The sequence below is a fragment of the Archangium sp. genome (assembly GCF_057119385.1).
Genome location: NZ_DBNGVP010000125.1, coordinates 82,164 through 98,963, shown reverse-complemented (window position 1 = coordinate 98,963; position 16,800 = coordinate 82,164). Strand labels below are relative to the sequence as shown.

Genomic DNA, 16,800 nt, shown 5'->3' with positions numbered 1-16,800 from the left:
TCGGGAGAGGGGAAATGGGCACATTCACGCCGCGGCGGAGGCCGAAGCGGAGACGTGCTCGCCCGCCGCTGGCAACCACAGGACGAAACGGGCGCCCCCCTCGGGGCGGTTCTCCGCGTGCAGCGAGCCGTCCACCCGCGACACGTACTCGCGGCACAGCGCCAGCCCCAGCCCGGTCCCCTTCCCCGGTGGCTTCGTGGTGAAGAAGGGCTCGAAGAGCCGCGCCAGCACCTCCTGGGGAATCCCCGGGCCATTGTCCTCCACCTCCAACCGCACCCCGCCCTCCACCTCCCGCGCCCTCACCGCGATGGCCGCCCGGCGCGCCGGCTCCGCGTCCTCCACCGCGTCCGCCGCGTTCACCAGCAGGTTCAACAGCACCTGCACCAGGTGCCGCTGCCCCAGCCGCACCGGCGGCAGCCCCGCGCCAATCTCCAGCGTCACGTCCCCCAGGCCCCGCAGCCGCACCGAGGCCAGCCGCCTCGCCTCCTGGATGGCATCCTCCGCCTGCCCCTCGTCACCCTCGTCGATCTCCCGCGAGAAGCGCCGCAGGTCCATGACGATCTGCTGGATGCGCATCACCCCATCCTGCGTCTCGGCGACCACGTCCCGCAGCTCGCCCACGTCCAACGGTCCGCCCTCGGTGCGCAGCTCCCGCTCCAGGAAGCCGAGGTTGGACTTCACGAAGGCCAACGGGTTGTTCACCTCGTGCGCCACCCCGGCCGCCAGCTGCCCCACCAGCACCAGCCGGTCCACCTCCACGCGCTCGCGCTCGGCCTTCATCCGGCGGCGCTCGCTCTCGGCCAGCTGCTCGAGCACCACCAGCCGCTCCTGCTGCGCCACCAGCCGCTCCTGCTGCGCCGTCTTCTCCGCGTCGCTCATGCGCCGGTACGTGTGCGAGCCCGCGACGGCGATGGCCCCAATCAGCCCGAAGCTCGCCATGTGCGCCAGCAGCTCGCGCGCCGGCAGGCCGGCCAGCACGTCCAGCACCGCCACCGAGAGCAGCATGCCCCCGCAGGCCACCACCGTGGGCACGCGGGTGTCCGGCGTGAAGATGGCGATGGCGAAGGGGATGGCGCTGAGCATCGGGAAGCAGGGGCTGAGCGGCCCCCCCGTGAGGTGGACGAGCGCCGTCGCCGCCACGAGCGACACGGACCCGGACCAGAACCCCGTCGCCCCCACGGAGATCCACCCCGCCCCCACCGCCAGGCCAATGCCCAGGAAGCCCGCGCCCCACCCCCCGTACGCCAGCGCGAGCGCCGGCGAGAAGGCGCCCGCCGCCAGGCCGTGGCCAATGAATCCCCCGAAGAGGAGGGCGGCACAGACGAAGTAGTTCTTCCGCTTCACCCGGCGCAGGGCCTGCATCCCAGAGGCATCAGCCGTCATCGGGACGCGATTGTAACATTCCGGACAGTGGGAATGTACGGGCCCTCTAGCGGCCCGGCCGGCCGCGTCCGCGCACCAACCGCCGCGCCTTGCCCAGCTGGATGCCGCCGGGGGACTCCTTCTTCGCCGGCCGTGCGCTCGCGGGGAGGATGGGGTCCGGACACACCGCGCGCAGCCGGCAGCCCCGGCACTCCGCCCCGCTCCACACCGACTCGTAGAGCGCCGTCACCCGGTCGATGACGTCGAAGTCCTCGGTGACGAAGCCCATCTCGAAGTTGCGCACGTCCTCGCCCTTGGCCCCCAGCCCCGCCCCGGTGAGGTTGGCGCTGCCCAGGTACGCCCACGCCCCGTCCACCAGCACCGTCTTGAAGTGCACCCGCGGGCACACCTTCAGCTCCAACCCGCCCCGCACCAGCCTCGAGCGCTTGTCGAACTCCGCCCGGAAGGGCCGGCTGGGCAGCTCCGCGTGCAAGAGCCGCAGCGCCACCCCTCGCGCCGCCAGCCCGTCCAGCACCTGCAACAGCGGCACGAACTCTCCCGCCTGCTCCACGTACATGGCCTTCACGTTCGCCGTGGCTATCCACACCGACTCGCGCGCGTGCGCCAGCTTGCCCAGCACCACTTCCCGGTACAGCGCGCCGCCGTCGAGCAACTCCGCCTGGATGGGACGCATGCCCACATGCTCGCACACCGGCCGGGCCACCGCGAGTTTCTCCGCTCGTGAACAGATGACCTCAGGTCACTTGACAGCCGGAGGCGTGCCCCTTACGCAATGACTCATGGTCAGCAACACGGCGAAGCGGGTGATGCCGCAGCGGGCGAGGAAGGAAGAGGACAAGGAGGCGAGGCGGCGGCAGCTGCTGGACGCGGCGTTGGAGCTGTACCGGGCCACCTCGTACGACGAGGTGAAGATGGCGGACGTGGCGGAGCGGGTGAAGCTGGCCAAGGGGACGGTGTTCCTCTACTTCCCGACGAAGGAGGCGCTCTTCCTGGCGCTGCTGGAGGAGCAGCTCTTCGCGTGGTTCGCGCGGCTGGAGGAGGCGCTGGGGCGGAGCGAGGGCCGGTGGACGGGGGCGCGGGTAGCGCGCACGGTGGCGGAGACGCTGGAGGGGGAGGAGCCGCTCACCCGGCTGCTGGCGAGGCTGCAGACGGTGCTGGAGCAGAACGTCACGGTGGAGCAGGTGCGCACCTTCAAGGAGCGGCTGCTGGAGGCGGTGGTGCGGGCGGGGACGCTGGTGGAGAAGCGGCTGCCCTTCCTGAAGGCGGGCGAGGGCGTGCGCTTCTTCCTGCACGTGCACGCGCTGGTGGTGGGGCTGCGGCAGATGGCGGACCTGTCCCCGGTGGTGCGCGAGGTGCACGAGGCCGCCCCCCACCTGGAGCCGCTCCGGGTGGACTTCACGCGGGAGCTGGCGGACGCGCTCACTACCTCGCTGCGCGGGCTGGAGTCCCGCTGAGTCACACGCTTTTCCAACCCTTCAACCCAGAAGACCTTCCCGAGGAGAGGACGCGATGCGCGTGGTGAGCATGGAGGAGCAGGGCCGGAAGAATCCCTTCCAGGAGAGCTTCGAGCGCCTGCGGGCACGGCGCTGGGAGGTGTCGAGGACGAGCGCGAAGGAGCGCGTCGAGAAGCTGAGGAAGCTCCGGCGCGCCGTGGTGGAGCGGCGCGAGGCGCTCTATCAGGCCATCCACGCGGACTTCCGCAAGCCGGCGGCCGAGGTGGAGACGAGCGAGATGCTGCTGGTGCTGCTGGAGCTGGACCATGCCATCAAGCACCTGGCGAAGTGGATGAAGCCGCGCAAGGTGGGCACGCCGATGCTGCTCGCCGGCACGCGCAGCGAGGTGCGCTACGAGGCCAAGGGCGTGGTGCTCATCATCGCGCCGTGGAACTACCCCTTCCAGCTGACCCTCTCCCCGCTGGTGGCGGCGGTGGCGGCGGGCAACTGCGTGATGGTGAAGCCGAGCGAGAAGACGCCGCACACGTCGGCCTTCATCGCGCAGCTCGTCCGGGACGTGTTCGACCCGTCCGAGGTGACGGTGGTGGAGGGAGGCGCGCAGGAGAGCCAGGCGCTGCTGGAGCTGCCCTTCGATCACTTCTTCTTCACCGGAGGCCCGCGGGTGGGGCGCAAGGTGATGGAGGCGGCGGCGAAGCACCTGGCCGGGGTGACGCTGGAGCTGGGCGGCAAGTCGCCCGCGGTGGTGGACGAGCACGCGGACGTGAAGGCCGCGGCCGAGCGCATCGCCTTCGGCAAGTTCCTCAACGGCGGCCAGACGTGCGTGGCGCCGGACTACGTGCTGGTGCACGCCTCCAAGGAGGAGGAGTTCCTCGCGAAGGTGCGCGAGACGCTGGAGCGCTTCTACGGGAAGACGGAGGAGGCGCGGAAGGCCACGCCGGACTTCTGCCGCATGGTGGATGACGCGCAGTTCGCCCGGGTGAACGGGCTGCTGGAGCGCACGGTGGCCAGCGGGGTGCGCGTGGTGACGGGCGGCGTGGTGGACGCCTCCAGCCGCTACATCGCCCCCACGGTGCTGGCGGACGTGAAGCCCGAGGCCCCCATCATGGAGGAGGAGATCTTCGGCCCCGTGCTGCCGGTGCTGCGCTACCAGCGGACGGAGGAGGCGATTCAGCACATCCGCGCGGGCACCAAGCCCCTGGCCATGTACATCTTCAGCCAGGACAAGGCGGCGGTGGATCGTCTCGTTTCCGAGACGTCCGCGGGAGGCACGTGCGTGAACACGACGGTGGTGCACCTGACGAACGCGGACCTGCCCTTCGGCGGCATCGGCGAGAGCGGCGTGGGCAACTACCACGGCGAGTACGGCTTCCGGACGTTCAGCCACGAACGGGCGGTGCTGCGCCAGGGCCCCATTGCCTTCCTGCAGACCTTCTTCCCGCCGTACACGGACAAGGCGAAGAAGATGCAGCGCATGGCCAGCCGCCTCTTCGAGTAGAAGGACCGCGTGCTCACCGTCGATTCCCATCCCCTGCTGGACACGGTGGCCTTCGAGGCCACCTTCCCCAAGCCCCTGTCCGAGCAGCCCTCGCCCGAGTGGCTGGTGGCGCTGCTGAAGCTGGACGCTCCGGCGCCCCTGAGCGCCGATGACGCCGTGCGCGGCGCGGTGAGGGACTTGCTGCGCCATGGCGGCTTCAAGCCCACGGGCCGGAGCAAGCCGGCCTCGGAGTACCTGGTGCGGGCGGCGGGGGATGGGACGCTCGGCTCCATCAACGCGGCGGTGGACGTGTGCAACGCGGTGTCGCTGCACAGCGGGCTGCCCATCAGCGTGGTGGACCCGGAGCGGGCGAAGGAGCCCCTGCGCATCGGCATCGCCCCCGAGGGCGCCTCGTATGTCTTCAACGCCTCCGGGCAGAGCATCGACCTCGGAGGACTGCTGTGCCTCTTCGACGCGGAGGGCCCCTGCGCCAACGCGGTGAAGGACGCGCAGCGCACCAAGACGCACGCCGGCACGCGCCGCACCCTCACCGTGCTGTGGGGCACCCATGCCCTGCCGGGACGCACCGAGCGGGCCTTCACGTGGTACCGCGAGTTGCTCGAGCGGCTGGGGGCAACGGTGGAGCGGCGGTCCTGAGCCCGCCAGACCTCACCTCCCTGCTGGCCCACGCAGCCCGTGCACTGTCCTCGGCCTGGGGCCGCCCGGTGCTCCTCGGCGCCCCCGAGCTTCTCAAGACCGAGTCGCGCAGCGTGGTGGTGCGCGCCCAGGTGCGCGGCGGCCCGGTGCCGGCCATCATCCTCAAGCACTTCCGGGATGACCCCGTGTGCGGGCTCGATGACCAGGCCGGCGCGGACTTCCTCACCCGCCAGGGACTGGAGTTCGGCCCGCGCCTGCTCGCCGCCGACGTGGACGCGCGCCTCTTCGTGCTCGAGGACCTGGGACGCGGACGCACGCTGGAGGAGCTGCTGCGCGGAGAGGATGCCCGCGCGGCCACCGGAGGGTTGATCGCCACCGCGCGCCTCGCCGGACAGCTCCACGCGCGCACCCTGGGCCTCCAGTCCGAGTACGAGCTCGTCCGTCAGGCCCTGCCGCCACGCCCCCAGCGCGTGCGGGTGGAGAACGCGCGCTTCCTGCTCGACAACGAGGGGCGGCTGCTGCGCTGGCTCTCGGCGGTGGAGGCCGAGGCGGCGCCGGGCCTGCATGAGGAGTTGCAGAACGTGGCGCGCACGCTCGCCAACCCGGGGCCCTTCCTCGCCTTCACTCACGGGGACCTCGCGCCGGGCAACGTCCTCTTCACCCCCGGCGGCCCGCGCCTGCTCGACTTCGAGTACGCGGGCATGCGGCACGCGCTGTACGACGCGTTGATGTGGCTCGTCACCGTGCCCCTGCCGGACGAGCTCATCGCCCGCGCGGACATCACCTACCGCATCACCCTGTCCTCACAGTGCGAGGCGGCCCAGGCGGACTCGGCCTGGGTGCACGCCCGGGCCACGGTGGCGCTGGCGCGCACGGTGAACCTCTTCCAGTGGCTGCACCCGCGCGTGCTGGAGGAGGACCGCGAGTGGGCTCCGGGCCTCTCCGAGCGCGCCGCCCTGCTGCACCACCTCGCGCGCTGCCGGACCCTGCTCGCCCCCGTCGAGGGCTTCCCGGGACTCGCCCGCACGCTGGAGACGCTGGAGACGCGCCTGCGCGAGCGCTGGACGGTGCCGCCCTTCGTATGGCCCGCCTTCCGCGAGCTGGACGAGCTGGAGTGACGCTCAGGAGGCCGGCCGCGGCCCCAGCTCCCGGAGGAGGGTGGCCACCAGTGTGTCCGGATCCGCCGTGGCCTCCACCACCAGCGCGTCCTCCGGCACCTCCAGCGCCGCGAGCTGGCTGTCGAGCAGCGACACCGGCATGTAGTGGCCCTGACGCGCCTTCAACCGCTCGGCGATGAGCTCCCGGGGTGCCCGCAGGTACACCCACCGTTGCCGCGCCGCGTCCACCGTCAGCCGCTCCCGGTAGGAGTGCTTCAACGCCGAGCACGCCAGCACCAGCGACTCCCCCGCCGCCAGCGCGTTCCCCACCAGCTCCCGCAGCACCGAGAGCCAGGGCGCGCGGTCCTCGTCCGTGAGCGGAGTGCCCGCGGCCATCTTCGCGATGTTGCCGGGAGGGTGGAAATCATCCGCGTCCCGGAACCGCCACCCGAGCGCCGCGGCGAGCCGCTGTCCCACCGTCGTCTTCCCCGACCCGGACACCCCCATGACGATGATGACCACGCGTGTGTCCTCCCCGGCTCGCCCGTGCTTTTTGCACATCCACCGCAGCCGGGCAGCGAGAGCAGAAGATCGATTGAAACCCGGGAGATGTGGAAGTTTTGATCAATCCTACCCACGTCTGGCTGAACGAATTGAGCAACGCGTCCGGCGCTCCCCGGAGGCGTGCGCTGGTGGGCACTGCAACGCCTTGATTTCCCGCCATGGCCCACCCCTCACGACACCGCTCCGGCCCCTTCCCGCCTCTCAGAAAGGGAGCATGGCCCTTGCAGGTGTTGGGTAGCCGCCATGCACTGCGAGAACTGTTCGTCAGAACATCCCGTCAGCGCCCCGTGTATCGAACAGGTCACCTGGACGGGGGCCGAGTCTTCGGACTCGGTTCCGCGAACGATTCCTGCCCTGTTCGATCTGCGCGGCCGCACACTCGGGCACTACCGGCTCACCCAGCTGCTGGGCAGCGGAGGCATGGGTACGGTGTACCTCGCCGAGCAGACCATCATCGGCGCCCGGGTGGCGGTGAAGGTGCTGCACCCGACCATGGCCCAGGACGACCGGCTGCGCGCGCGCTTCTACGCCGAGGCGCGCACGGTGAACCTCATCGGCCACCCCAACATCGTCCGCATCTTCGACATCAACGAGTCCGAGGACGGGCTGCACTACTTCGTCATGGAGTACCTGGACGGAGTGCCCCTGTCGCGGATGCAGCGCCCCGCGGAGCCGGAGCTGGTGGCGTGGCTGCTCGCCCAGGCCTGTGACGCGTTGGAGGCCGTGCACCGCAGCGGCGTGGTGCACCGGGATCTCAAGCCGGACAACCTCCTCATGATGGAGCGCCCGGGCGAGCGCCCCACGCTCAAGGTGCTCGACTTCGGCGTGGCCAAGGCGCTGCACGGCGCCGGTGGTCCGGAGCAGACGATGGCGGGGCAGGTGTTCGGCACCCCCGCGTACATGGCCCCGGAGCAGTGGGCGGGCCAGCCCGTGGATGGGCGCGCGGATGTCTACTCGCTGGGCGTGACGGGCTATCTGCTCCTCACCGGCCAGCTGCCCTACCCGCGCGGACAAATCGCGGAGCTGGTGCTCTCCTCGGAGCCGCCGGCCCCGCTGCGCGCGCCCCACGAGCTGGCGCCCGCCGTGCCGGAGGCGCTCTCCCGCGTCCTGCTGCGCGCCCTGGCCCGCAACCCCTCGGAGCGCTTCGCCAGCGCGCTCGAGCTCAAGAAGGCCCTGCTCGCCTCCGTACAGCCCGAGCCCGCCTCGCGGCCCCAGGCCTCCCGGCTGGCCCAGGCCGCGCAGGTGGCCTCCGAGCCCGGCAACACGCCCATCCCCAGGCTCCCGACCCTGCCGGATCCGAATGATCCCACCCCGCCGCCCACCTGGACGGCCCGGGTGCGGCGCGCCCGGGACGCCGGCTCGGTGGTGGTGCACTGCAGCGAGCTCAGCCGCGGCGGCCTCTTCATGTGCTGCGCGGAACCCTTCCCTCACATCTTCACCCGTCTCGAGTTCACCCTGTTGATCGGCGGCGAGGAGGTGGAATGCGTGGGCGAGGTGGTGCGGCACGTGGACTCGGCCCAGGCGCGTGCCTGGCGCATGTCTCCGGGCGTCGGCCTGCAGTTCATCAACCCCTCGCCCCGGCTGCGCGAGCTGCTGACGCGGCTGCACCCGCCACACCGACCGTCCGTGGCTCCACATCCGGGGGCCCTGAAAGAAGCCCTGGCGCAGCTCTGAGACACTCCAGGTGTCCGCTTCCCATCACTTCACGAGGTGGGAACGTCCAGGGCTCGACGGGGGGGACTCCAGTACACACCCCGGGCTGTGCGCAATGAATACCCTCGTGTGTGCCATGATGCGCGGACCTGATACGGCGACCCGGAGGGGTTGGAAGCTGGTGCTCGTGTGCGCCGTGTTGTTGCTGGGAGCGTGCCGGGATTCGGGCACGGCCTCGGGCACGGCGCTCTACGTCACCACGGAGTTCGATCCCACGCTGCTGCTCACCCAGGTACGGGTGTGGGGCACGGTGCAGCAAGGAGAGCCCTTCGGGCCCCACGTGCTTCCGGAGCAACCGGCGCGGCTGCTCTCCAGCGGGGAGACGTTGCGCGTGGTGCTGGGGGACGACGCCGCCAACGGCGCCCAGGCGAAGGTGTACGTCGAGGGCCTGCGCGACGGAAGCGTGGTGGCCCGGGGCGAGAGCACCGTGCAGCTGCGCGATGGGCACGAGGTGGACGTCACCCTGCGGCTGGAGCCCTCCACTTCGGACACCTTCTGCCTGGGGTGCACGGGGTGCTGCGACAACGGCGTCTGCACCAGCGCCTCGCCGGAGACGTGCGGCGCGGGCGGCAACAGCTGCGTGGCGTGCGATCCCCGGCAGGCGGACACGTGCGATGCCCGCGGCGTCTGTGTGTGCGGCGCCAATCCCGCGTGCAGCGACCTGACGGTGGACCGCTGCGTGGGTGGGCAGTGCAAGTGCGGAAGCAGTGGCCCGTGCGCCCAGGGCCAGGAGTGCGTACAGGGGACGTGCCGGTGCACCCCCAACTCGTGCGCGGGCTGCTGCGCGAACAACGTCTGCGAGCCGGGCAACCTGAAGGACAAGTGCGGCAAGGGCGGCGAGGCCTGCCGCAAGTGCAACAAGAACTGCAACCCGGACCGCACCTGCAGCTGAGCGCCTTCACTTCACCGTGAAGGTGCGCGAGGTGCCCCGGTACGGGCGCACCCGGCCATCCCAGCCGGACTTCCAGTCGCCCTCGTGGACGATGCGGTAGGTGCCGGGAACGGCATCCGGGGGAATGATCCACTCGATGAGGACGTGCGAGCAGGCAAGGGTGGGCATGCAGTAGCTGCGCCGCCACGTGTACTTCGTCTCCCAGTCCCAGTCGTATGCCACGTCCTCCCAGAAGAGGCCCGCGCGGCGCTGCACGCGCAGGAAGGTGCCCTGGAGGCGTGGATCGTTCTTCGGGTGTCCGCCCCAGAAGGTGACGCGCACCGTCTCGCCCCGCGAATAGGACGCGCGCGCATCGGAGAAGACGTCCCCGAAGTGCGCCCACAGCGGCTTGTCGTCGAGCAGGACTCCGGGCCGCAGCCGGCTCTGCTGGTGGCACAGGTCGCGCGGCGTGGGCCCCGGAGGCACCGGCGAGCCCTCGCGCAGGGCCCGCGCCAGCGCGTCGAACTCCTGCTGCACGGCCGCCAGCGTCCAGGGCCCGAAGTGGGTGGAGGCGCCCTCGTAGTCCTGCTTCGCATACTCCTCGCGCGTGGCCACGTAACCGGCGTAGGCGTTGGCCAGGCCGGCGATGACCACCTCCGTCACCCCCGCGGGCCCGAGGTGCGCCCGCACCGTCTCGCGCAGGCGGCGCCCCGCCATGGTGGTCAGCTCGAAGGGCACCGCCACCAGCGCCACGTTGCCCAGCGTGACGAGCTGCAGCGGCAGCACCTCGGGGCTCCACGGGAAGGGCTTCATCGAGCCCATCTCCAGCACGATGGGCTTCTCCGCCTGGCAGGCCGTGGTGGTGGTGGTGCAGGTGAAGGCGCTCCACAGGTCATGGATGGCGGCGCACGTCGCGCCCTCGCCACCGCCCACGCCCGGCCCGTCCTCCGCGCCCGACAGCATGGACATGCCGAAGGCCGCCGTGCAGGTGTGCGCCGGAGGGCCTCCCGTGAAGGCGGGCCACACCTCCACGTCATCCATCTTCACGTACACGTGCCGGTAGTCCACGCCGCCCGTGAGGGGCATGCTGGCGCTCGCGTACAGGGAGGCGGCGCGCTCGTACTGCTTGCGCCCGGAGAGCGCCGTGCTGTCGAAGTCGTCCCGGCCGCCACCGTCCTCGCCACCGAAGATGTTGGGCGTCACGTCCCCCTCGTTGGCCTGCGCGAAGGCCGCCACGAAGGTATCCCCGGTGGCGTCGTAGCGCGTGCCCTTGGCCTTCTCGAAGAGATAGGAGGCGTAGCCCTTGTTGTCGCCGCTGATGTACCGGTTGTCCTCCCCCATGGACGTGGGGTGCACCGGGAACCAGTTGATGAGCCCCACCTCCGCGCCCGAGTCCTTCGTGAAGCGCAACAGCGTCATCCGCTTGTCCGTGTCGTCCGCGTAGCGCGCACGCTCCTCGGCGGGGTTGAGCCGGTAGGCCTCGGGCGAGCGGTTGCGGCTCGCGTCGAGCAGGTCCCCCGCCGCCAGGGTGATGTGGCCCGGCGCCAGGTGCTCGTGCGCGCGCACGATGGACTGGTAGATGCCCTGGACGATGATCTCGAAGTTCTTCGGCTCGAAGCCGAACGTGCTCAGGTTGTAGAGCGCGTAGTGCGAGTAGCCCCCGGGCCCGCTGTGCGTGTGCGTGGCGCTCAGCAGCACGTTGTCGTCGGAGTAGAGCGGCCCGAAGGCGGCCTTCAACCGGCGCACCACCTCCTGCTTCACGCCCTGGAACACCATGCCCAGGTCCACGCTCACGAACACCACGCGCTTGCCGTTGCATGGCGAGGCGATGACGAAGGCGCGCGAGCGCAGACGCTGGTGGATGCCGGCCGTCTGCTGCTTCAGCTCCACGTAGCCCATCATCCCCACCTCGGCGGCGGGACCGGTGATGTCGTGGATGCCACTGCCGATGAGGAACGACTGCTGCCCGGCACAGGTGCCCCCGAGCCCCTGACCGCCCCGCCCCACCGGGAGCCCTCCGTCCATGCGGGCCTCGCGCGAACCGCGCTGGCCGCAGGCGGCGAGCACTAACAGCAGTGCGAGCACCCCCCGACGGATGAACGACCCCACGCCAACCTCCAGGAAGAGCCGGGTCTCGGCCCTTCATGAAGGTTAGGAACTCAGGAGGCCATCGGCAGCGTCACGCGGAAGACGGTCCCCCGGCCCACCACGGACGTCACCGTGATGCCGCCGCCGAGCCCGCGGACGATGTCCCGGCACACCGACAAGGCCGGCCGGGCCTCGCGCGGGGTGAAGCCCGGCTCGAAGATTTGCGAGAGCTGCTCGGGAGGCAGGCCGGCTCCGGTGTCATGCACCTCGACCACCACGTGGCCGCCGCCCGCCTCGCGGGTGACCAGGCGGACCTCGTTCTCCTCCGTGTCTCCCCCATCCCGCAGCGACAGCACGGCGTGGAGCACGAGGTTGAGCAGCGCCTGACGCAGTCCGCCTTCGCTGCCGGCGACCACCGCCCGGGCCCCGTAGTCGCGCACCAGCCGCCCGCGCGAGCGCAGCGTGCTGGACACCATCTGCCCCACCGAGTCGAGCAGCGTGTTCAGGTCCACCGGCCCCTGGGACTCCGAGCGGAAGCTGCGCAGGTGGCCGATCAGCTGCCGCAACCGCTCGGCGCCCTCGCGCACCTCGCCCACCGCCTCGCGCCACTCGGCCACCTGCGAGGCCGGCGCGGACCCGGCCACGTCCCCCATGCTGGAGAGCAGGTAGTCGAGGTTGGCCAGCATGAAGGCCAACGGGTTGTTCATCTCGTGCGTGAAGCCCGGCACGAGCATGCCCAGCGTGGCCAGCTTGTCCGACTGTTGCAGCCGCGCCTGGAGCTGCCGGCGCTCGGTGACGTCCGCGAGCGTGCCCAGCACCTCGCCCTGGCCCGTGGGCGAGCTGTGCGCGGCCAGCTCCACCCACCGGGGGCCACCAGCCGCCAGCAGCTTGAGCTCGAGCCGGAACGAGGCCTGTACCCGCGCGGCGATGGCGTCCAGCATGGCCTGCACGCGCGGCCGCTCCTCCGGGTGCACCATCTCCGCCAGCGGCTGGCCGAGCACGTCCTCCACGGCCAGCCCCGTGAGGGCCGTCCACGTGGGGCCCAGGAAGGTGAGGTTGCCCTGGCCATCGAGGTGGAAGACGACCTCGCTGAGCTGCTCGGCCAGGAAGTGGTAGCGCAGTGCGTCCGCCGACAGTCCCGAGCGGAGGCTCTCGGCGAGGGCGACCATCCCCATGCGGGACAAGGTGCTGCTCGAGGGGGTCTCGCCCTCGAAGGCCATGACCTGCGAGAGCTGCTGGTACGCCATACCGCGCTCCTTTCCCCCGGGGAGCTGCTCAGTCGGAGATGTCACCAGCATAAGGCCCACGAATGAAACCACGTCAATTCACGGCCGTTGCCCAGCTACCGGTTTCTCAGGAGTTGACAGAATTTTCTAGAAAAGTCCGGTGGTTATGGATCCGAATCGTCTGGTGGTGACCAGGACGCACTGGGAGTGCCGGAGCGGCGGCGCTCGCGGCGGTCGCCGATGACGCGGGCGGGGACACCGGCGACGATGGCCCAGGCGGGCACGTCACGGGTGACGACGGCGCCCATGCCCACGACAGCGTGGTCGCCCAGGCGCACGCCATCGGTGATGCCCGCGTTGGCACCCACCCACACGTCCTTGCCGAGCACGATGCCGCGAGAGGTGACGGGCTGCTCGCGCACGGGCCTGTCCGGGGCGAGGCCATGATCGAAGGCATAGAGGGTGGCACCGGTGGCGATGCGGCTGCCCTCGCCGATGTGGATGCCCCCGGCGCCCCCATCCAGGCTGACGCGCGCGTTGAGGCTCACGCCGGCCTCGAGCACCACGGGCCCGTGCACGAAGGCGTTGGCGGCGATGCTCACGCCAGGGCCGATGATGCGGATGGGCCGGCCCGGCTCGGCGAAGAGGTTCGCGTCCGGGGAGATGAAACAGCCCTCGGCGATCTCCACCGTCTCCAGCGCGCGCAGGTTGTCCTGCACCTCCTTCTGCCAGGCCTCGGCCCAGGCGCGGTGGCGCGGCTTGAGCGTGAAGTAGAGCCACGGCATCCAGGACAGGCGCTGCTTGTGTTGCTCACGGCGGCGGGCGTCGAGATCGTCCACGGCGTTTGACTACCACGGGGCAGCACCCATGCAACCAGGCCCCCCACCGCATACCCGCCAGGCGCGGCAGCCCTCCCGACCGTGACCGGGCGGGTTACAGGGAAACCCCCATGGACACGCCCACCCGAGCCCCCGCGCCCCAACCCCGCGAGAACAGGCGCGCGCGGACCCCGGCACGCGCCGTGCTTTGCCTGGGAGCGGAAACTCACTTCCGGAGAAGCCACCCATGAAGACCCTGCTGATGGGAGCCCTGACCGCCCTCACGCTCGCCGCCGCCCCGGCCAACAAGAGCGGCGTGCGCACCGTGGAGATCACGGTGACGTCCAAGGGCTTCGAGCCCGCCAACGTGACGGTGAAGGCGGGACACACCGTCCGCCTCGTCATCACCCGCAAGACGGACAAGACGTGCGCCAAGGAGATCATCCTGGACGACCTGGGCATCAACCAGCCCCTGCCCCTGAACACGCCGGTGACCCTGGAGTTCACCCCCAGCGAGTCGGGCACGCTGCGCTACGCGTGCGCCATGGACCACATCGGCGGGCTCGTCACCATCCAGTAGCTACCGCGGCTTGAAGTCGTCGGAGCGGATGCTGTAGCGCTTGAGCAGCCGGTGCAGGCTCTCGCGCTCGATGCCAGCGTGCTCGGCGGCGCGGGTGACGTTGCCCTCGAAGTCGCGCAGCAGCGCCGTGAGGTACTCGCGCGAGAAGCGGTCCCTGGCCAGGTCGAGCGCATCCCGGTAGGGCAGATGCTTCGCCGCTCCCCCCGGCAGGGAACCTTCCTGACGCTCGCGCACCTCGGGCGGCAGGTCCCGCTCCGTCACGCCAGGCCCCGCGGCCACCGCCACCGCGCGCATCAGGGCGTTCTCCAGCTCGCGCACGTTGCCCGGCCACGGGTAGCCCACGAGCGTCCGCAGCGCCTCCGGAGTCATCCCCTCCAGCGTGCGCCCCATCGCCTTGCAGTGCTTGTCGAGCAGGTGGGCCGCCAGCACCGGAATGTCCTCCTTGCGCTCGCGCAGGGGCGGCAGCTGCACCGGGAAGACGTTGAGCCGGTAGAAGAGGTCCTCGCGGAAGCGTCCCTGGGCCGCGGCCGCACGCAGGTCCCGGTGCGTGGCCGCCACCACCCGCACGTCCACCTGCACGGGCCGGGTCTCGCCCACGCGCCGCACCTCGCGCTCCTGCAGCACGCGCAGCAGCTTCACCTGTGCGTTCAGCGGCAGCTCGCCCACCTCGTCCAGGAAGAGCGTCCCACCGTGGGCCTCCTCGAAGAGGCCCGCCTTCGCCTGGGCCGCGCCGGTGAAGGCGCCCTTGCCGTGGCCGAACAGCTCGCTCTCCACGAGCTCCGCCGGCAGGGCTCCACAGTTGACGGCCACGAAGGGCTTCTCCCGCCGGGCGCTGTTGAGGTGGACGGCCCGCGCCGCCAGCTCCTTGCCCGTGCCCGTCTCGCCCGTCAGCAGCACGGTGATGTCCAGGCGCGCCGCCTGCTCGAGGAGACGATGTGCCTCCTGCATCGCCGCGCCGCGGCCCACGGCCCCGGCGAAGGCGAAGTCCGAGCTCGGAGATTTCGGCCCCAGGCTCTCCGCCTGGAGGCGCAACCTTCGGCGCTCCATCGCCCGAGCGACCAGCTCGACGGGCGCGTCCGGGAGGAAGGGCTTCTGGAGGTAGTCGAAGGCTCCCGCCCGCATCGCCTCCACCGCGTCCGGCACCGTGGCGTAGCCCGTCATCATCACCACCTCGGTATCGGGGTAGCGGGACTTCACGGTACGCAACACCTCGAAGCCGTCCGCCCCGGGCATGCGGACGTCGGACACCACGACGTCGAACTCCTGCGCCTCCACCAGCGCCAGCGCGCGCGCCCCGTCCTCCGCGCACGTCACCTCATAGGTGTCACCCAGCAGCCGGGCGAAGAGCTTGAGGATGTTCTCCTTGTCGTCCACCACCAGCACACGTCCGCGCGTCTCCATGTCTCACGCCCTCCCCTGCGACGTCGCGGGCAGCCACACCGTGAAGTGTGCGCCCGGCCCCGTACCGGCGGCGGCCTCCAGGTTGCCCCCGTGCGCCTGCACGATGCTCTGACTGATGGCCAGCCCCAGCCCCGTCCCGCTGGGCTTCGTGGTGAAGAAGGGCTCGAAGAGGCGCTCGCGCGCCGTCACGCTCAGGCCCGGGCCCGTGTCCTCCACGTGCACCTCCGCTCCCTTCTCCGTCTGCACCAGGCGCACCCGGACACGCCCCGTCTCTCCGCACGCATCCACCGCGTTGCGCATCAGGTTGAGCACCACCTGGCGCAGCTTCGTCAGGTGTCCCGCGGTCCGCGCCTCGCCTTCCACCTCCACCTGCACGGCGCCCAACTGCCCACCCTGCCGCAGCCGCTCCACCACCTCTTCACACAGGGCACGCAGGTCCACCGGCTCGGGTTGCGCTGGCAAGGGGCGGGAGAGCGCGAGCAGATCCTCGACGATGTCGCGGCTCCGCACCGCCTCGTCCTCGATGACCTGGAGGTCCTCGCGCAGGCTCCCCTCCGCCTTCTTCTTCATCATCCCCACATAGCCGAGGATGACGGTGAGCGGGTTGTTGATCTCATGCGCCACGCCCGCCGCCAGCCGGCCGATTCCCGCGAGCTTCTCGCTCTGCACCAGCCGCTCCTGATGCTCGCGCAGCGCCGCCGTCATGGCGTTGAACTGTCCGGCCAGCTCGCCGAACTCGTCGGGGGTCGCGATGTCGATGCGCGCATGCATGTCCCCCGCGGCCAGCCGCGCCGCGCCCTCGCGCAACCGGGCCACGGGCCGCGCCACCGAGCGGACGATGTAGACGCCCACGCCGATGGCCAGCAGCGGCGCGCCCACCAGGAAGAACAGGGTCCACTGGAAGGCGGAGCTCTGGAGCTGGGCCACGCGGGCCTCGGCCGCGTCCACCGAGTGGTTGAAGTGGCTCACCAGCCGGTCCGTGCGCTCCTCCATCTGCGACACGAGCCCCAACGCCCGGCCATGCTCGCGCTCCATGTCCTCCTTCCGCCCCGCCAGCACCGCCGGCAGCAGCGCCTCGCGGAAGAGCGTGTCCAACGAGCCCTGTGCCCGCTCGATGTCCTCCACCCAGGCGCGCTCCTCGGGCCCGAGGGACTGCGCCTTCATCTCCTCCGTCAGCCGCGTCACCCGGCGGGCGGCCGTCTCGTAGAAGTGGATGTGGCTGTCGTTGCCCAGGATGAGGGTGTGGGCCTGGTGCGCGTAGGTGTCGCGGATGGCGCTGGCCACCTCGAGCGCCGAGCGGACGGCATGCTGCCGCGCCTGCATCTCGACCATGCGGGAATGAATCTCCCGCATGTGCACGAGCACCAGCACGGATGACACCACGAAGAGGGAGACCAGGGCGGCGAGGGCCAGACTGAGACGCCGGGCCGTGCCCGAGGGGACCTGCATGGATGAGCGCTCCTCCACCACCAGT

General features: G+C 71.0%; 15 protein-coding genes. 7 read left to right on the top strand and 8 right to left on the bottom strand.

All coding sequences use genetic code 11. The features are described from left to right. Nucleotides 1-24 precede the first annotated feature (24 nt). Together AC16DP_RS30795 and AC16DP_RS30790 are read right to left on the bottom strand one after the other, a co-directional pair. Nucleotides 25-1,383 carry a sensor histidine kinase gene (locus tag AC16DP_RS30795; RefSeq protein ID WP_329731459.1) on the bottom strand — a complete coding sequence of 453 codons (1,359 nt, stop codon included), beginning with the start codon at nt 1,381-1,383 and terminating at the stop codon, nt 25-27. A gap of 46 nt (nt 1,384-1,429) precedes the next feature. Then, nucleotides 1,430-2,056: a phospholipase D-like domain-containing protein gene (locus tag AC16DP_RS30790; protein WP_329731458.1), complete on the bottom strand. Its 627-nt coding sequence runs from the start codon at nt 2,054-2,056 to the stop codon at nt 1,430-1,432. Between the two features lie 106 nt (nt 2,057-2,162). Here AC16DP_RS30790 and AC16DP_RS30785 point away from each other — a divergent pair, with 106 nt between their 5' ends. The 4 genes from AC16DP_RS30785 to AC16DP_RS30770 all read left to right on the top strand — a co-directional run bounded on the left by AC16DP_RS30785 (nt 2,163) and on the right by AC16DP_RS30770 (nt 6,086). Next, a complete protein-coding gene (locus tag AC16DP_RS30785) occupies nt 2,163-2,837 on the top strand; it encodes a TetR/AcrR family transcriptional regulator (protein WP_329731457.1) in 675 nt (224 codons plus the stop codon). 55 nt (nt 2,838-2,892) lie between these two features. Continuing rightward, complete coding sequence (locus tag AC16DP_RS30780; protein ID WP_329731456.1) at nt 2,893-4,332, top strand: aldehyde dehydrogenase family protein; 1,440 nt, start codon at nt 2,893-2,895, stop codon at nt 4,330-4,332. Nucleotides 4,333-4,341: 9 nt separating this feature from the next. After that, nucleotides 4,342-4,968 carry a hypothetical protein gene (locus AC16DP_RS30775; protein ID WP_329731455.1) on the top strand — a complete coding sequence of 209 codons (627 nt, stop codon included), beginning with the start codon at nt 4,342-4,344 and terminating at the stop codon, nt 4,966-4,968. A 68-nt stretch (nt 4,969-5,036) separates the two neighbouring features. Further along, nucleotides 5,037-6,086 (top strand): phosphotransferase, encoded by a 1,050-nt coding sequence (locus AC16DP_RS30770; RefSeq protein WP_329731454.1) that lies wholly within the window; start codon nt 5,037-5,039, stop codon nt 6,084-6,086. Between the two features lie 3 nt (nt 6,087-6,089). On the opposite strand, the gene AC16DP_RS30765 is transcribed toward AC16DP_RS30770, so the two are convergent. Continuing rightward, nucleotides 6,090-6,587: a gluconokinase gene (locus AC16DP_RS30765; RefSeq protein WP_329731453.1), complete on the bottom strand. Its 498-nt coding sequence runs from the start codon at nt 6,585-6,587 to the stop codon at nt 6,090-6,092. Between the two features lie 285 nt (nt 6,588-6,872). Here AC16DP_RS30765 and AC16DP_RS30760 point away from each other — a divergent pair, with 285 nt between their 5' ends. Then, a complete protein-coding gene (locus AC16DP_RS30760; protein WP_329731452.1) occupies nt 6,873-8,303 on the top strand; it encodes a serine/threonine-protein kinase in 1,431 nt (476 codons plus the stop codon). A gap of 115 nt (nt 8,304-8,418) precedes the next feature. Continuing rightward, nucleotides 8,419-9,234 (top strand): hypothetical protein, encoded by an 816-nt coding sequence (locus AC16DP_RS30755; protein WP_329731451.1) that lies wholly within the window; start codon nt 8,419-8,421, stop codon nt 9,232-9,234. Between the two features lie 6 nt (nt 9,235-9,240). Here the strand turns inward: AC16DP_RS30755 and AC16DP_RS30750 are convergent, their stop codons facing one another. From AC16DP_RS30750 to AC16DP_RS30740, 3 genes are all read right to left on the bottom strand, one after another. Beyond that, nucleotides 9,241-11,238 (bottom strand): neutral/alkaline ceramidase, encoded by a 1,998-nt coding sequence (locus tag AC16DP_RS30750; protein ID WP_329731468.1) that lies wholly within the window; start codon nt 11,236-11,238, stop codon nt 9,241-9,243. Between the two features lie 134 nt (nt 11,239-11,372). Then, nucleotides 11,373-12,548 carry a two-component system sensor histidine kinase NtrB gene (locus tag AC16DP_RS30745; RefSeq protein ID WP_329731450.1) on the bottom strand — a complete coding sequence of 392 codons (1,176 nt, stop codon included), beginning with the start codon at nt 12,546-12,548 and terminating at the stop codon, nt 11,373-11,375. A gap of 143 nt (nt 12,549-12,691) precedes the next feature. After that, nucleotides 12,692-13,312, bottom strand: a complete 621-nt coding sequence (locus tag AC16DP_RS30740) for an acyltransferase (protein WP_329731467.1) — start codon at nt 13,310-13,312, stop codon at nt 12,692-12,694. A 280-nt stretch (nt 13,313-13,592) separates the two neighbouring features. Between AC16DP_RS30740 and AC16DP_RS30735 the strand changes: the two genes are divergently transcribed. Further along, complete coding sequence (locus AC16DP_RS30735) at nt 13,593-13,925, top strand: cupredoxin domain-containing protein (RefSeq protein ID WP_329731449.1); 333 nt, start codon at nt 13,593-13,595, stop codon at nt 13,923-13,925. Here the strand turns inward: AC16DP_RS30735 and AC16DP_RS30730 are convergent, their stop codons facing one another. Both AC16DP_RS30730 and AC16DP_RS30725 read right to left on the bottom strand, forming a co-directional pair. Further along, nucleotides 13,926-15,326, bottom strand: coding sequence for a sigma-54-dependent transcriptional regulator (locus AC16DP_RS30730; protein WP_329731448.1), 1,401 nt, complete (start codon nt 15,324-15,326; stop codon nt 13,926-13,928). It lies immediately after the preceding gene. Nucleotides 15,327-15,329: 3 nt separating this feature from the next. Next, entirely contained in the window at nt 15,330-16,775 is a 1,446-nt protein-coding gene (locus AC16DP_RS30725; protein WP_329731447.1) for a sensor histidine kinase, read from the bottom strand. Between the last annotated feature and the right edge of the window lie 25 nt (nt 16,776-16,800).

Excerpts from the sequence above, each read along its gene's own strand:
- AC16DP_RS30790 (WP_329731458.1), bottom strand. The coding sequence starts at position 2,056 with ATGCGTCCCATCCAGGCGGAGTTGCTCGACGGCGGCGCGCTGTACCGG.
- AC16DP_RS30740 (WP_329731467.1), bottom strand. The coding sequence starts at position 13,312 with ATGCCGTGGCTCTACTTCACGCTCAAGCCGCGCCACCGCGCCTGGGCC.
- AC16DP_RS30785 (WP_329731457.1), top strand. The coding sequence starts at position 2,163 with ATGGTCAGCAACACGGCGAAGCGGGTGATGCCGCAGCGGGCGAGGAAG.
- AC16DP_RS30730 (WP_329731448.1), bottom strand. The coding sequence starts at position 15,326 with ATGGAGACGCGCGGACGTGTGCTGGTGGTGGACGACAAGGAGAACATC.
- AC16DP_RS30795 (WP_329731459.1), bottom strand. The coding sequence starts at position 1,383 with ATGACGGCTGATGCCTCTGGGATGCAGGCCCTGCGCCGGGTGAAGCGG.
- AC16DP_RS30725 (WP_329731447.1), bottom strand. The coding sequence starts at position 16,775 with ATGCAGGTCCCCTCGGGCACGGCCCGGCGTCTCAGTCTGGCCCTCGCC.
- AC16DP_RS30755 (WP_329731451.1), top strand. The coding sequence starts at position 8,419 with ATGATGCGCGGACCTGATACGGCGACCCGGAGGGGTTGGAAGCTGGTG.
- AC16DP_RS30760 (WP_329731452.1), top strand. The coding sequence starts at position 6,873 with ATGCACTGCGAGAACTGTTCGTCAGAACATCCCGTCAGCGCCCCGTGT.
- AC16DP_RS30735 (WP_329731449.1), top strand. The coding sequence starts at position 13,593 with ATGAAGACCCTGCTGATGGGAGCCCTGACCGCCCTCACGCTCGCCGCC.
- AC16DP_RS30780 (WP_329731456.1), top strand. The coding sequence starts at position 2,893 with ATGCGCGTGGTGAGCATGGAGGAGCAGGGCCGGAAGAATCCCTTCCAG.
- AC16DP_RS30745 (WP_329731450.1), bottom strand. The coding sequence starts at position 12,548 with ATGGCGTACCAGCAGCTCTCGCAGGTCATGGCCTTCGAGGGCGAGACC.
- AC16DP_RS30750 (WP_329731468.1), bottom strand. The coding sequence starts at position 11,238 with ATGGACGGAGGGCTCCCGGTGGGGCGGGGCGGTCAGGGGCTCGGGGGC.